The 15820-nt window shown below is 41.7% G+C and carries 13 protein-coding genes; all 13 read right to left on the bottom strand.

Annotated elements, in window-relative coordinates; translation table 11 throughout:
- Positions 1–3: 3 nt before the first annotated feature.
- The gene (fliM, locus tag CYCME_RS04515; protein WP_015006348.1) at positions 4–1011 is read right to left on the bottom strand and encodes a flagellar motor switch protein FliM; all 1008 of its coding nucleotides are present in this window, start codon (positions 1009–1011) and stop codon (positions 4–6) included.
- A complete protein-coding gene (locus CYCME_RS04510; RefSeq protein ID WP_016390014.1) occupies positions 1012–1551 on the bottom strand; it encodes a flagellar basal body-associated FliL family protein in 540 nt (179 codons plus the stop codon).
- A gap of 241 nt (positions 1552–1792) precedes the next feature.
- Positions 1793–3055, bottom strand: coding sequence for a flagellar hook-length control protein FliK (locus CYCME_RS04505; RefSeq protein ID WP_041932898.1), 1263 nt, complete (start codon positions 3053–3055; stop codon positions 1793–1795).
- Between the two features lie 123 nt (positions 3056–3178).
- A complete protein-coding gene (gene icmF / locus CYCME_RS04500) occupies positions 3179–6451 on the bottom strand; it encodes a fused isobutyryl-CoA mutase/GTPase IcmF (protein WP_020932247.1) in 3273 nt (1090 codons plus the stop codon).
- Positions 6452–6461: 10 nt separating this feature from the next.
- A complete protein-coding gene (locus CYCME_RS04495; protein WP_020932246.1) occupies positions 6462–8081 on the bottom strand; it encodes an acyl-CoA synthetase in 1620 nt (539 codons plus the stop codon).
- Positions 8082–8267: 186 nt separating this feature from the next.
- Positions 8268–9560 (bottom strand): adenylosuccinate synthase, encoded by a 1293-nt coding sequence (locus CYCME_RS04490; protein ID WP_015006352.1) that lies wholly within the window; start codon positions 9558–9560, stop codon positions 8268–8270.
- A 45-nt stretch (positions 9561–9605) separates the two neighbouring features.
- On the bottom strand, positions 9606–10778 hold the full coding sequence (locus tag CYCME_RS04485; RefSeq protein WP_041932897.1) for an ATP phosphoribosyltransferase regulatory subunit: 1173 nt from the start codon (positions 10776–10778) through the stop codon (positions 9606–9608).
- Between the two features lie 13 nt (positions 10779–10791).
- Positions 10792–10980, bottom strand: coding sequence for a DUF2065 domain-containing protein (locus CYCME_RS04480; RefSeq protein ID WP_015006354.1), 189 nt, complete (start codon positions 10978–10980; stop codon positions 10792–10794).
- A gap of 36 nt (positions 10981–11016) precedes the next feature.
- Positions 11017–11874: a protease modulator HflC gene (gene hflC, locus CYCME_RS04475; protein ID WP_015006355.1), complete on the bottom strand. Its 858-nt coding sequence runs from the start codon at positions 11872–11874 to the stop codon at positions 11017–11019.
- Positions 11874–13079: an FtsH protease activity modulator HflK gene (gene hflK, locus CYCME_RS04470; protein ID WP_015006356.1), complete on the bottom strand. Its 1206-nt coding sequence runs from the start codon at positions 13077–13079 to the stop codon at positions 11874–11876. Before hflK ends, hflC begins: the two co-directional genes overlap by 1 nt.
- 103 nt (positions 13080–13182) lie before the next feature.
- Positions 13183–14442, bottom strand: a complete 1260-nt coding sequence (hflX, locus tag CYCME_RS04465) for a ribosome rescue GTPase HflX (RefSeq protein ID WP_020932244.1) — start codon at positions 14440–14442, stop codon at positions 13183–13185.
- A 44-nt stretch (positions 14443–14486) separates the two neighbouring features.
- Entirely contained in the window at positions 14487–14720 is a 234-nt protein-coding gene (gene hfq, locus CYCME_RS04460) for an RNA chaperone Hfq (protein ID WP_015006358.1), read from the bottom strand.
- A 161-nt stretch (positions 14721–14881) separates the two neighbouring features.
- Positions 14882–15820 (bottom strand): tRNA (adenosine(37)-N6)-dimethylallyltransferase MiaA, encoded by a 939-nt coding sequence (miaA, locus tag CYCME_RS04455; RefSeq protein ID WP_020932243.1) that lies wholly within the window; start codon positions 15818–15820, stop codon positions 14882–14884.

Raw genomic sequence — 15820 nt, 5'->3', positions numbered from 1 at the left:
TCTTTATTCCTCATCATTGACCAAAATCTTCACTTCTTCACGTTCCATCTTCTCTTGAAGTTTCACCGCAAAGTGTCCATTACTTTCACCAAGCTTGCCTCTAAACAATGGCATTTCTCCAGACTCAACAATGACCTGCTCTGGTAAGGTAATCGGTAAAATATCGCCTTCCTTAAAGGATAAAACCTCTTTAAGTGAAACTTCTTTCTTTAGTAATACACAGTTAATATCCACATCTGCTGTTTTAATGTCGTTCCTTAATGCAGACTTCCAACGTACATCAATATCACCACGGTCACTTTGAATACCGGCATCTAACAGTTCACGAATCGGTTCTAACATGCTGTATGGCAAACTAAATTGAATATCTCCGCCACCCCCTTCAAGCTCAAGATGAATAGTCGATACCACCATCACCTCTGTCGGGCTAACGATATTGGCAAATTGAGGGTTTACCTCAGAATTAACATACTCAAACTCAAGTTTTAAAACCGGCTCCCATGCTTTCATCAAGTCTTCAAAAACAATGTCCAAAACAATTCGAACTACGCGTATTTCTGTTGCTGTAAATTCGCGTGCTTCGCTCGTATTATGAAATTTTCCAGAACCGCCAAAATAACTATCCACAATCATAAAGACCAAGCTTGGGTCAAAAACAAACAAGGCTGACCCACGTAAGGCCTTTATTTTTATAATATTTAAGTTAGTTGGTACAAACAGGCTTTGAACGTATTCTGAAAACTTCAACATTTGAATGCCTGATACAGACACCTCTGTTGAGCGCCTTAAGAAGTTAAACAGGCTAATGCGGAAATAACGTGCAAAGCGCTCATTAACCATTTCAAGTGTTGGCATTCGCCCACGCACGATTCTATCTTGGCTATTAAAGTCATAATTGCTCGCCTCACCGTTTGGCGCATCAACGCCTGTTTCTGTTTCAACATCGCCACCATCGACACCTTGCAATAAGGCATCAATTTCATCTTGCGATAATAAATCCGAATCAGACATTTACTGCATGACCAAGTCTGTAAAAAAAACTTCTTTTACGTTAGAAGAGACACTTCTCTTAACTAAAATTTTATTAATTTCTTCTTTAACATCTGATTGCAGCTGTTCTTTTCCTTTTGATGTTTTAAGTACTTCAGGATCTTGAGCAGACAGCATCATTAGAATATTGTTTCGAATCACAGGGTCATGTTTTTTTACCGCATCAATAACGCCTTCATCATCGACCATAATACTGATAGCCAGTTTTAAGACCTTTATATTGCCGTCTGAAAAATTAACCATAAACGGCGGCGTCAATGCTTGATAAACGGCTACCGCTTCAGCCTCATCAGCATTCTGTTCATCTGCTTTTTCTTCAATAGCTTCTGTTGACTCACCCACAACCGGATCTTTTTCTGCTTCAAAAAAACCTGTGAAATACAAGCCAGCGCCTAGCAGTATAATGGCCAACACAACACCGCCCGCGATCATGATTAACTTCTTTTTAGAACCCACCGCATTTTCAACTGCTGTTTCTTGCTCTTGCTCTTCGTCTGCCATAATATTTACGTCCAAAAGTTATTACATAAAAACAGTATTAGCAATTGCTGTGCCATATATTAAATCGATATTTTTCAATGACTTGTAATAAATTAATACTCGGACGTCAAAATCAAGTCATTAAGCAACGTAGTATTTTTGGTGTTTGTCAAAATTTAACCACCCTAAACGTAAAAAAGCCTAAGTGTTCTTAGAACAACTTAGGCTTTTAAAACATCCTAACTAACTGTCTATTTAAACGTCAGGCAAAGTCACTAAATAAACCAGTGTATCGTCGTACTTGTTCAGCATCTTGTGAATCAAACATTGATTCACCGGTGTCCCGATTAAACTCATCTGATTGAGCCATTCCACCTTCTTGGCTATTGGAAGCTTGTTCACGTTGATCACTAAATGAATGTTGCGATACATCAATATCCACCACGTTGACGTTTTGCTCATTCAACATATCGCGTAAGCGGGGAAGAGCCGCCTCAATGGCTTCTCTTGTTGCACCATGTTGTGCAGTAAATGACACCATTGCTTGATCATTTTGCATTTGGACTCTGACCTCAATAGGCCCCATATGCTGAGGGTTCAACCTAATCTGTGCGCCCGACATGGATTGGCCCACTACCCACTGTACTCGCTGGGTGAAGTGCTCCCCCCACTTCTGACTGTTCATTGGCGTATCAAGCTGCAAATTTGCCTTATCAATTACGGCATGTTGTGTTTGCCCAGCAACCGGTGCCCCTACATTTAATAACAAGCCTTCTGTTGCTGGTAAAGCTTTACTGCCTGCCGTTTGCTGAGTAAACATGGAGTTTACCGTATCAGACACTGTGTTTTTTAAATCACCTACAAGTGCATCAGGCAGACTTGTAGATTGAGGCTTATTTAAGGATGGCAGCGTAGCCGACGAATTCAAAAAATTCACTTCGCCACCTTTCCCATTCAATCTACCCCTCTGGTCCGGCAACCGTCCGGCCGTTAGTGGGTCAAACACTATATCTTTGTCGCGCACATTAGCATTAGCCAATATATCGCTGTTTAATGGGCCGCCCAAAGCTGCCGCTGGTGGCAATTCATTGCCGCTAATCGCAGCCATAGCTTCCCCTGCTTCAAGCTTAGGCTCAACTAATATTACGCCTACCTCTGTGGGTATCTCAGCTGTATTTTCTACGATAATGACGTCTTCATGCAGTTGCCCTGAAGCGTTAGATAGCACCTCGGTAACCGTTGCCGTTTGTTCTGATTGAGTTTCATCAGCCGTTACAATCTTGGAGGATGAAGCAGCTTCCGGCGCATTAGTCTTATTAACAACAACCGCCGTGTTACCAGTGTTTTCAGCATGTTTATCCGATGATGCTGGTTCATGACTCTGCCTATTAAGACGGTCTATATTTTTTTCAAAATGTTTTGAAAACCCGTCATCGTTTGAGCGACTGGAATCACTTATAACCGAATCAGCAGCACCCTTCGAGGCGCTACCCATCTGTGGACTTAATATAGCTGGTACGTCCATTGCCATCTCCATATTGCTTTAAATATGTTTACAACAGAGCAATTGGCATGCCAGATCAATAAAAGCCTTAACAACTAGGTCTTAGCTTTAGTTTTATCAAGCTTATTTTTAGATTACTACCGCCTACATATTCCGGCGGTACTGTCCGCCGACCTCAAAAAACGCCTCTGTAATTTGGCCCAATGAGCAATAGCGACCTGCCTCCATTAACACCTCAAAAACGTTCTCATTATTTTGCACCGCCTGTTGTAAATCATGCAGTGCTTCTACGGCCTTATCTTCGTTTGCTTCGTGGGTAGCCTTTAATCGATGCAATTGACTTTGTTTTTCTTCTTCCGTGGAGCGCGCCAATTCGATAGACGTTACGGACTCATCAGCCGTTGGATTTTTAAACGTGTTTACCCCAATAATTGGCAGCTCACCTGTATGTTTCAACATTTCATAATTCATTGATTCATCTTGAATTTTCCCACGTTGATACCCCGTCTCCATTGCACCGAGCACACCACCACGTTCAGAAATGCGTTCAAATTCGCGTAGCACTGCTTCTTCGACTAAATCAGTCAGCTCTTCGATAATAAAAGCCCCCTGCAAGGCATTTTCATTTTTTGCAAGGCCGTACTCTTTATTGATAATAAGTTGAATTGCCATCGCACGGCGGACAGACTCTTCGGTTGGTGTTGTCACCGCTTCATCATATGCGTTGGTATGAAGGCTATTGCAGTTGTCATTAATGGCAATCAATGCCTGCAAAGTAGTCCGAATATCATTAAAATCCATCTCTTGAGCATGTAATGAACGGCCCGATGTTTGGATATGGTATTTTAATTTTTGTGAGCGATCATTTGCCCCGTATTTAAAACGCATTGCAACGGCCCAAATTCGCCGCGCTACTCGGCCCATAACGGTATATTCCGGGTCCATACCATTAGAAAAAAAGAATGACAAATTAGCGGCAAAATCATCAATATGCATACCTCGTGACAAATAGGTTTCTACATAAGTAAAGCCATTTGACAAGGTAAAGGCCAACTGGGAAATAGGGTTCGCGCCCGCTTCAGCAATGTGGTAACCCGAGATCGAGACTGAGTAGAAATTACGGACTTGTTTATCGATAAAATATTGTTGGATGTCACCCATCATTTTCAGGCTAAATTCTGTCGAAAAAATACACGTGTTTTGACCTTGATCCTCTTTAAGAATATCTGCTTGAACGGTACCTCGTACATTCGATAAAGCCCAATCTTTAATCTCATTGCGTTCGTCCTCTGAGGGGCAGCGTCCTTTTTCCTCTTCAAATTTATCGCACTGTTGATCAATAGCGGTATTTAAAAAGAACGACAATAAGGTTGGCGCTGGGCCGTTAATCGTTAGCGAAACGGATGTTGTTGGTGCGCATAAGTCAAAACCATCAAACAAAACTTTCATATCGTCTAAAGTAGCAATAGAAACGCCCGAATTGCCAACTTTCCCATATATATCGGGCCTCACACCTGGGTCATTGCCATACAGTGTTACCGAATCAAAGGCTGTTGATAGCCGTGTTGCCTCTGAACTTTCAGACAATAATTTAAAACGTCGATTGGTTCTGAAGGGGTCGCCCTCACCCGCAAACATACGGGCTGGGTCTTCACCTTCGCGCTTAAAATTAAACACACCGGCGGTATACGGAAAGCTTCCCGGTAAATTTTCTTTTAATAAAAAACGTAATCGTTCGCCATCGTCTTCATAAGCGGGTATTGAGACTTTTGGAATACGGGTGCCTGACAAAGAGTATGTTGCTATATTCGTTGTCACTTTTTTATCCCGAATAGTGTTCACATAGGTGTCTTCTTTATAGGCTTTTTTTGTATCTTCCCAAACATCAAGCAATCTTTTACAGCGTGGATCGAGCGCATTTTCACGCTTCAAAATTTGTCTATTGAAGGCTTCGTCGCTTGCAGGCTCACCCAACATACGTTGCACTTGTTTCAATTGCTGACGTTCTCGTGCAACGGTGACTTGCTGTTCGATTTTTTTATGGTAATCACGCACTGTTTCGGCAATTTCAGCTAAATAACGTTGCCGTTCAACAGCAATAATCGCGCTACTTGTTGTTGAGCGTTTGATGGCTACTTGAGCAAAAAAGTCACCTTCCCAGGTGTTAAGCTCTTTGCTCTCGAAGATTTTTAATAAGCCCTGATACAACGCCGTCACCCCATCATCATTAAATTTTGATGCGATGGTGCCATAAATTGGCAGTTCTTCGATCGGGGTTGTAAAGAGTTCGTAATTACGTTGATACTGCTTTCTAACTTCGCGAAAAGCATCATCACTGCCTTTGCGATCAAATTTATTAATCACCACCACATCAGCAAAATCCAACATATCAATTTTTTCTAACTGACTGGCTGCCCCAAACTCAGGCGTCATCACATACATCGATACATTAACAAACGGAACAATACCCGCATCACCCTGCCCAATGCCTGGGGTTTCTACAATAATTAAATCAAAATTTGCAACTTTGCAGGCATCTATAATGTTTGGTAATGCTTCAGGGACTTCGCCTTTCGTGTTGCGCGTTGCGATCGATCGAAAATAAATATTCGGGTGATTAATCGCATTCATACGAATACGGTCGCCTAATAGGGCACCACCCGTTTTACGTTTGGTAGGGTCAATGGCAATAACCGCAATTTTTAAATGCTCAAGCTCAATATTAAAACGTCTAATAAGCTCATCTGTTAAGGACGACTTACCAGCACCACCGGTTCCCGTAATACCCAACACAGGGGTTTTTGAAAACGCCTTAGCACGCACATTGATTGCATCAGTAGATTGTTTTGAAACCGTATTTTCATCGAAGCCTGTAATAAGACGTGATAATTTTCGATACCCGTGTTCATTCAAATCATCAAAATCATCAGGTATACCTACCTGTGCAAGGTCATAGTCCGATGTTTCGATCATCTCATTGATAATCCCTTGTAGCTGTAATGATTGCCCATCGGCTGGACTAAATATATGAGACACACCATAGGCATGCAACTGTTCAATTTCTTCTGGCACGATAACCCCACCGCCGCCGCCAAAGACCTTGATATGCGATGCCCCCTTTTCTTTTAACAGGTCAATCATGTATTTAAAATATTCAACATGTCCGCCTTGATAAGAGCTTATTGCAATACCATGCACATCCTCCTGAATAGCTGCATTAACCACTTCTTGTACCGAACGATTATGCCCTAAGTGAATAACTTCAGCCCCCGTTGATTGAAGAATACGGCGCATAATATTAATCGCCGCATCATGACCGTCAAACAAACTGGCTGCGGTAATAAAACGCACGTGGTTATTAGCTTTATATTTTACAAGTTTACTGGGGTCAACGACCGTCTCTTGTGCTACTGACATGCTATAACTCCTAACTATTTTGCCTTAGTTCAATACGCCTTATTTTTCCTGAAATTGTTTTTGGTAATGACTCAACAAATTCAATTTCTCGTGGGTATTTATAAGGTGCTGTCTGTTTTTTCATGAAAGCTTGAATGTCTCGTCTCAGCTCATCACTAGGTTGATAGTTACTGGCTAAAATAATAAACGCTTTAACTACTTCGCCACGTGCTTCATCTAGCTTTCCAATGACCGCTGACTCAAGAACGGCAGGGTGTTCTAATAAAGAACTTTCTACTTCAAATGGGCTAATTCTGTATCCCGATGAATTAATCATGTCATCTGAGCGCCCAACAAACCAAAAATACCCGTCTTTATCGACGCTACAATTATCTCCCGTATAGTACCAACCGTTTTTGAAACACATTGCCGTTGCTTCATCATCTTGCCAATAGCCCTCAAACATACCCGGCTGAAGCGGCTCTGTTAGTTCAATGGCTATACTGCCAATGCAATCTACCGCACAAATATCACCTTTTTCATCAACAACTTGCACATTAACACCCGGTACCGGCTTACCCATAGAGCCTGGTTTAACAGGCATGCATGGGTAGTTGGCAACAATATTAATGGTTTCGGTTTGACCATAGCCATCGTAAATTTTTCCACCCGTGGCGTTATACCAAGCTTTAATCACTTCCGGGTTTAACGGCTCACCTGCTCCTAACGCATGACGAACTGAACTTAAGTTATAGCTTGATAAGTCCATTTGAGCAAATACTCGGTAAACGGTTGGCGGCGCGCAGAATGTTGTTACTCCTAACTTTTCAATTAATTTCAAGTGTAATTCGGCATCAAAACCCACACCATCAAACAACACCATTGCAGACCCCATTTGCCATGGTGAATACAACATTCCCCAGGCTGCTTTAGCCCAACCCGTGTCAGACAACGTCCAATGGATATCATTTTCTTGCTGATCCATCCAATATTTACCCGTAATCGTATGGGCGTGTGCATAGGCGTTATCTCGTGGCACCATTTTTGGCATTCCTGTCGTACCAGAGGTAAAGTAAATCATCATTAAATCTGATGCTTTGCTCGGTGCTAATTGTGACCTATCTAAATGAGTGCTTGCAGGTTGAGTAAGTGATTCAAATGTACACCAACCTTCTTTTGGTTCTCCAATAACAATCAGCGTCTTAAGACTAGGGCAGTTCTTTTTAATCGCCTCAACCTTATCTGCGTTATTGGCACTCACAATTGCCATACTGGCCTTTGAGCGATTGATACGATATTCAATATCTTGTGAGGTTAACAAATTAGTAGCTGGCATCGTTACCACACCTAATTTGCAACAGCCCAGCATTACTGAGTACCATTCACCAACTAGGGGAATCATAACAAAAGCCAAGTCGCCTTTTTTAGCGCCTAAGCTTAGCAAGCCATTTGCAAATTGATTAGATCGTTTAGAAAGATCGCTAAATTGATAATATCGAATATTCTCGCCCGTACTATCGACTTCGATATACGCCAATTTATCGGCTTCTTGCGCTCTTTTATCAATGACATCAAAAGCAAAGTTATAAAGTGCCGGCGTTTCTAATCTGAATGATGCTTTGACATCATCATAATTTGTCATATTAAACATACGCTTCCCCTATTTTTATTATTATTCTTTTAATCAGTTTAACACTGGCCAATTATGAGTCAAAAATAGTAAAACTAATGCTTGGGCTATGTATATAGTCCATAGATCACTAATTTCGTGCAAAAAAAAGCCCTTATAAATATACGTTATAAGGGCTTTATGTATTAAGGCATCAATTGTTTAGCATTAACTGAATGGGTTATTCAGAACAATCGTCTCTGTCCTTTCTGGTCCTGTGGAAACAATATCAATAGGCACCTCTACGAGTTCCTCTAATCGTTTAATATACGCTAGCGCTTCTTTTGGAAAGCCGTCTAACGATTTACACCCTTCCGTTTGACCTTGCCAGCCAGGCATTGTTTCAAAAATTGGCTCACACTGTGCATAATTTTCAGCACCAATGGGTGGTACGTCAATAATCTCACCGTTTAACTTATATGCGGTGCATATTTTTACTTCCTTGAGTCCATCCATTACATCCAGTTTGGTTAAGCAAATACCAGTTAAACTGTTCAAGCGGGCAGAGCGTCGAAGTGACACAGCATCGAACCAGCCACAACGCCTTTCACGACCGGTTGTTGCACCAAACTCATGCCCTTTTTTACCTAAGTACTCCCCCACTTCATCATTTAACTCGGTCGGAAACGGTCCGCTACCAACACGCGTTGTATAAGCTTTAGTGATGCCTAAAATATAATCCATATCACAAGGCCCCATTCCGCTGCCACTGGCCGAACTACCAGCAGTAGTGTTAGACGAAGTAACATAGGGGTAGGTGCCATGGTCAATATCTAATAATGCGCCTTGTGCGCCTTCAAATAAAATATTTTGACTGTCGCGACTGTATTTATGCAGTTGATCGGCCACATCAATAAGCATTGGCTTAATGATCTGTGCCTGCTCCATTACTTGGTCATACATTGTTTGAAAATCATACGTTTCGGCATTGAAATAATGCTCCAACACAAAATTATGGTACTTCAATAGTTCTTGCAGCTTTTCCGCAAAAATCTTTGGTGTTAATAAATCGCCGGCACGCAAACCTCGTCTTGCAACCTTATCTTCATAAGCAGGCCCAATTCCACGTCCTGTGGTGCCAATTGCTTTATTACCTCGTGCTCTTTCGCGCGCTAGATCTAAACCTATATGCACAGGTAATATTAATGGACAGGCTTCACTAATCTTCAAGCGTCCATCCAACTTAACACCGGCTTTTTCTAAAATATCCATTTCAGTCAATAAAGCTTCGGGCGATAACACAACACCGTTACCAATTAAACACTGAACATTTTCTCTTAAGATACCTGATGGAATCAGATGCAATACTGTTTTTTCATTTCCAATCACTAAGGTATGGCCAGCATTATGCCCCCCTTGAAAGCGCACAACTGCAGCAACATCATCAGTTAATAAATCAACCAATTTACCTTTGCCCTCGTCACCCCACTGGGTGCCAATTACGACAACATTTTTTCCCATTTTATGTCTCTATCTAAACTATGATTATGAATTGATACAAGTGCGTTATTCACTCACTTGCCATTGACCGTTTATCTGTTTGATGGTCAACGTATGATCGGGTTGTTGCGTATCACCGGGTAGCGCTTGTATAACAATTCGGCCCGATGCTCGCAATTGACGAATAACATCATGCAAATCAGCATCCATTACATCGGGCGCTAAAATAACATTGTCAGTTTGTTCTTCGCTTAACTGACTTAAGCGTGATAACACTTTGACATCCGCACTAAACCCAGTGGCTGGTAGCAAATCGTCCATTTGTTCTGTTAAGTTATCGTATCGGCCACCACGCGCCACTTCTGAGCCAAAGCCCGGCACAAACGCAGCAAACACAATACCTGTTTGGTATTGATAACAACGAAGCTCACCTAAATCAAAGTATAAAGGTAACGCGGGGTAAATATTCTGCAGTAATTCAGCGGTCCGTTGAAGCTCGTCTATCGCTTGTAAAACATCAGCGCCGCCAATTGCTAAATTAGTTTTTGCATCATTAAGAACAGATATATCACCATTTAGGTTTAACAACTGATAAAAAGCCTCATACCAAGCTTTATCTAACTGGAAGGTTGATAGCAATTCTTCTAGCTCTTCCGTCGCTTTTCGTTGCAATACTTCAAATAACTCAGCTTCTTGCTCAACCGTTAAGCCGGCGTTTTTGGCAAGCTCTCTAAAAATGGCCACGTGACCTAAATCTAAGTGAACTTCTTGTAAGCCAGCTATTGCTAAGGTTTCGAGCATCAACCGTATAATTTCCACATCACTTTCAATGTGCTGGCTGCCGTAAAGCTCTACCCCTACTTGAATTGGGCTACGTGATTTTTCAATCTTAGCACCTCGCGCCTGTAGTATTGAGCCGAGGTAACAAAGCCTAGTAGGTGCCTCTTTATAAAGGTGATGTGAGGCCATACGAGCCACTTGCGGCGTCATATCGGCTCTAACCCCTAAAGCTTTACCACTGATCTGGTCAGTTAAATTAAACGTCTGAAGCGCTAATTCACTGCCCGTTCCTGTTAGCAAGGTATCGCGAAATTCAACCATTGGTGGAATAACATACTGATACCCCCAAGATCGAAACAAATCTAACAATTTGCGCCGCATGGTTTCCAAACGAGCCGCCTCATTCGGGAGTAAGGCATCAATACCTTCTGGTAACATCCAATTATTTTTCTTAGCCATTAACTTGTTAACCTTATCGCACCAGCGTTAATAAAATAACACCCGCAATCATGCTTAAAAGCCCTGACATGCGAATCGTTTTATCATCCATTTCTATTAACCGCTGATAGGTTTTGCGTAGTGCATCGGGGCTTATAAATGGAACAATCCCTTCTAAAACCAACACCAATGCCATTGCCGCAAATAGTTCTTGCCACGCCATTACAAAACCCCATTAGCAATTACTGCTTATATAAACTTACTGTTTCTTAAAATATTTAAAGAAATCAGATGTCGGTTCAAGCACAATAAGGTCATCTCCTGCCCCCATACTTTTACGATAGGCATCTAAACTACGGTAAAAAGCGAAGAACTCTTTGTTCTTATTATATGCACCGGCATAAGTTTCAGCCGCTTCGGCATCACCCCTACCACGTAATTCTTGCGACTCCCTATAGGCTGTCGCTAAGATAATTTCACCTTGTTTATCAGCATCCGCTTTAATTCTCTCAGCTGCCTCTTTACCTCTTGATCTAAAGTCACGTGCCACACGCTCACGCTCTGACTCCATTCTTTTGTATACAGACGCGCTAACTTCCTCTGGCAAATCAATTCGTTTAATTTGAACATCAATAATATCGATGCCTAGACCATTTGCTAACTCATTAATTTCTTTAACAAGCCCTAAACGGATTGTATCTCTACCTACCGAAATTAACTCTTTAATTGTTTGCTTACTAAACGCTGCTCGCATGCCTTCTTTTACAAATTGATTTAATCGTGTATCAACTTGCCTAGGGTCGCCACCAACAGCTCGATAGAAATTATCCACATTGGCGATTCTCCATTTCACGAAAGTATCAACAATCACATTTTTCTTTTCAGAGGTTAAAAAACGCTCTGCCTTAGAATCAAGCGTTTGAAGACGACCATCATATTTTCGAACGTTATTAATAAATGGAAATTTGAAGTGTAACCCTGGCTCTAGGTCTGTTCGAACAATTTCACCCAAGCGAAAAACGATTACCCGCTCTCGTTGATCGACCGTAAAAATACTTCCAGAGCCAATAAAAAGAACCGCTGCTAAAACAACCAACATCATTGGATTCATTTTCATTATCTTCCCCTCCCTCTATCTCTGTAACTTGTATCTCGCCCTGTGTTATCAGGCGTGGTTTTTTCTGGCGGTGTAATAAAGCGATTCGGGGCAGCCGATGCTTTAGCAGCGGTTGATTCCATCAATTTATCAATAGGCAAATACATTAAGTTATTGCCACCTTTAACATCCATGATGACTTTTTTAGAATTACCCAACACATCTTCCATTGTTTCTAAATAAAGTCGTTTACGAGTCACTTCTGGAGCTGCTTCGTACTGAACAAGCAGTTGATCAAAACGTGAAGCATCACCTTTCGCCTCTGATTTTACACGTTGCTCATAGGCTTGTGCTTCTTGCACAATTCTTGATGCCGCACCACGTGCTTTAGGTATGACTTCATTAGAGTAGGCTTGCGCTTCGTTGATAAACCGCTGCTCATCTTCTCGAGCCCGAATAGCATCGGAAAACGCACCTTGGACTTCTTCAGGTGGTTGTGCTTCGACAAGATTCACAGACAAAATGATCAGACCGGTTTCATATTCATCTAGCATGGTTTGCAGCTTTGTCTCAACTTTTGCGACAACCTCACTTCTACCTTCAGTTAAAACAAAGTCCATTTTATTTTTGCCGATAACAGATCGTAAGGCACTTTCAGCAGACTGTTTTAGCGTAACCTCAGGCGCTCTAACGTTAAAAATATAATCTTGTGGATTTTTAACTCTATATTGCACTGCTAAGCGAACATCAATGATATTTTCATCTTCTGTCAGCATTAATGCTTCTTTTCGGACACCGCTGGCTGCTTGCTGGTTAGCACCAGAACGGTAACCAATTTCAATAAATCTTTGCTGATCGACATTAACAATAATCGCGCTATCGACTGGGCGAGGGAATCGCCAGTGGGGCCCGGGCAATGTTGTTTCATGATATTTACCGAAACGTAATATAACGCCTCTGTTACCTTCATCAACGATATATATCCCTGTGGCAAGCCAAATTAAAGCGGCAATTCCAACCAACACACCAAGGTTAGCGCCTGATGGGCCATTTGAAGGTTTCTTATTAGACGTTCCTTTTGAACCGCCCCCACCAAACAAGCCACCAAATTTTTCTTGTAAGGAGCGTACTAACTCGTCTAGATCTGGAGGAGTTTGTTGTTCTTTTTTACGCCCACTCCATGGGTCTTCCTTCTTTTTATCGTTACCTGAGTCATCCCAAGACATAGTTAAAACCTCAACTTTAAAAATTTATTTATTTCAGCACACAATTTTAGGGTGCTACGCCATGCTAAGCAAGAATTTAAACCACTAATTCAATGATGCCCTGCTAGATGGTCGTCAGCAAATGTTTATATTTATTGGATATATTGAGCTCTATAACCCAGCAACCATCATCCCGGTTTTCTTCTTTAAGAATTTGTGCAACTTGGAATAACTTCGCTCGTAGTTTAGCCTGCTCGGGCTTTAAAACGACACTCATTCGTGTGTTTTCATCATGACAAAGCGTCGATAGTGTCTCTAACAATAAGTTTATTCCATCACCGTCCATTGCTGATAACCAGACCGCGTTGACACTGTCTGTTTCGTCTTTATCTACATGCGCATCGACGGCTGGTAAGCAATCAATTTTATTGTAAACCATCACCTGTGGGATGTTGTCTGCTTCAATTTCTTTCAGGACAGAATTTACTTCGTGGATTTGTTCTTGCCTATTAGGACTACTTGCATCAACTACATGTAATAGCAGGTCAGCCTCAATCGTTTCTTGCAGGGTAGAACGAAAAGCTGCAACTAATTCATGCGGTAAGTTTTGAATAAAACCAACCGTATCAGCCAATACAAGCTCACCGTAATCAGGCAATTTCACTTGACGTAATGTTGGATCTAATGTGGCGAAAAGCTGATCCGCTGCATAAATAGCAGAGTTTGTCAGTGCATTAAAAAGCGTTGATTTTCCGGCATTTGTATACCCCACTAAAGACACCGTGGGCACATCAGCGCGTTGCCGACTTCGCCGCCCTTGATCGCGCTGCTTATTAACTTTTGTTAACCGTGTTTTAATTTGACGGATACGTTGGCCTATTAGTCGGCGGTCTGTTTCTAACTGTGTTTCGCCCGGCCCACGCAAGCCTATCCCACCCTTTTGTCTTTCTAGGTGAGTCCAGCCTCTAATTAAACGCGTCGATAAGTGCTGTAATTGCGCCAGCTCGACTTGCAGCTTACCTTCAAAAGATTGTGCTCGTTGGGCAAAAATATCTAGAATTAAGTTCGTCCGATCTAATACCCGAACTTCTAATTCTTTTTCTAAATTGCGTTGCTGACTTGGACTTAGGGTATGGTTAAACAACACAATATCAGCGCAAGTTTCATGCAACTGATGCTTCACCTCGTCTAACTTACCCTTCCCCACAAAAAATCTAGCGTCTGGCGAACGTCGTGAGCCAGTCAACGTTGCCAGCGGCTCAACATTGGCCGATATAACCAATTGCTCAAACTCGCTTAGATCATCTTCTGAAAAACTTTCATTAATCGATAAATGAACAATAAGCGCCCTTTCACCCGTACCGGGGCGATCAAACAACTCCATTAATTAGGCCCAGCGCTAATCATTAAATCAACCGAATAAATAAACTAAGCCTCCTCACCAGCACGAGGCATCGTAACCGCTCTAGCAGGCACAACTGTGGAAATAGCATGCTTATAAACCATTTGATTAATCGCATTTTTTAAAATGACGACGTATTGATCAAATGACTCAATTTGCCCTTGCAATTTAATCCCATTAACTAAAAAAATCGCCACAGGAATATGTTCCTTTCTTAATGTATTTAGAAAAGTATCCTGTAAGTTATGCCCCTTAGACATCTTGTTTCTCCTTATTATTTTGAATATTAACTTAATGACTCCAAAACGATCGAATCCATTCTATTTTGCAGTGCAACAAATTGTACCTCAAAACATCTCAATTTTGTTTATTAATATTGTCTATTGCTTATAGATGATGATGTCATCACAATATTTCAAGCCTACCGCATTGTTTTTTTGTTAACCTCGCTCAACACCTGCTCTAACACCCTTGGAGCGGCTATGTCCAAAAGGGTTGTTTTAGTCTGTTGTCGCAACCAGGTAAACTGCCTTTTTGCCAATTGTCGTGTGGCTATAATCGCTTTTTCACGAAAAGTCACTTCGTCATATTCGCCCAATAAGTGTGACCATGCCTGTCGATACCCAACTGCTCTAATAGCCGGCAATGATGCCGTTAAATCACCTCGTTCAAACAAGCAACGAACCTCATCAAGAAACCCGTTTTCAATCATCTTATCCATTCTTAAGGCGATCTTGTCATGTAGCTCTATACGATTGCTTGGCATGATAGCAAATTTAAATACTTCAAACGGTAGAGGTTGTTTTGCCTGTTCTAACAACCAATCGCTTTGACTTTTACCCGACACCAAAAACACTTCAAGCGCACGTTGTATTCTTTGCGTGTCATTCGGGTGAATTCGCTTAGCCGCCTCCGGGTCAACTTTTTTTAAATGATCATGAACCGCCTCCCAACCTTCACTCGCTGCTTGCTGATCAATCTCTTGACGAATCGCTGCATTAGCATCGGGCAATTTAGCCATACCATTTAATAAAACATGAAAGTACAGCATCGTACCACCAACTAAAATCGGCATTTTCCCTCTACTCGCTACCTCATTAATCAGCCCGAGTGCCTGCTCTCGAAATTGCCCTGCCGAAAAACTTTCAGAAGGGTCTAAAATATCAATTAAATGATGCTTAACACCTTGCCTTTCAGTTAAATCTGGCTTTGCTGTGCCAATATCCATCCCTCGGTAAACTAACGCCGAATCAACACTGATCACTTCACCATCTAAGGCCTTTGCTATTTCAACCCCCAAGGCTGTTTTACCAGAGGCAGTTGGCCCCATCAACATGACCACACGAGGTAAAATTGACAT

The sequence above is a fragment of the Cycloclasticus zancles 78-ME genome, assembly GCF_000442595.1.
Lineage (GTDB): Bacteria > Pseudomonadota > Gammaproteobacteria > Methylococcales > Cycloclasticaceae > Cycloclasticus > Cycloclasticus pugetii.
This window is presented reverse-complemented; position numbering and strand designations above follow the sequence as displayed.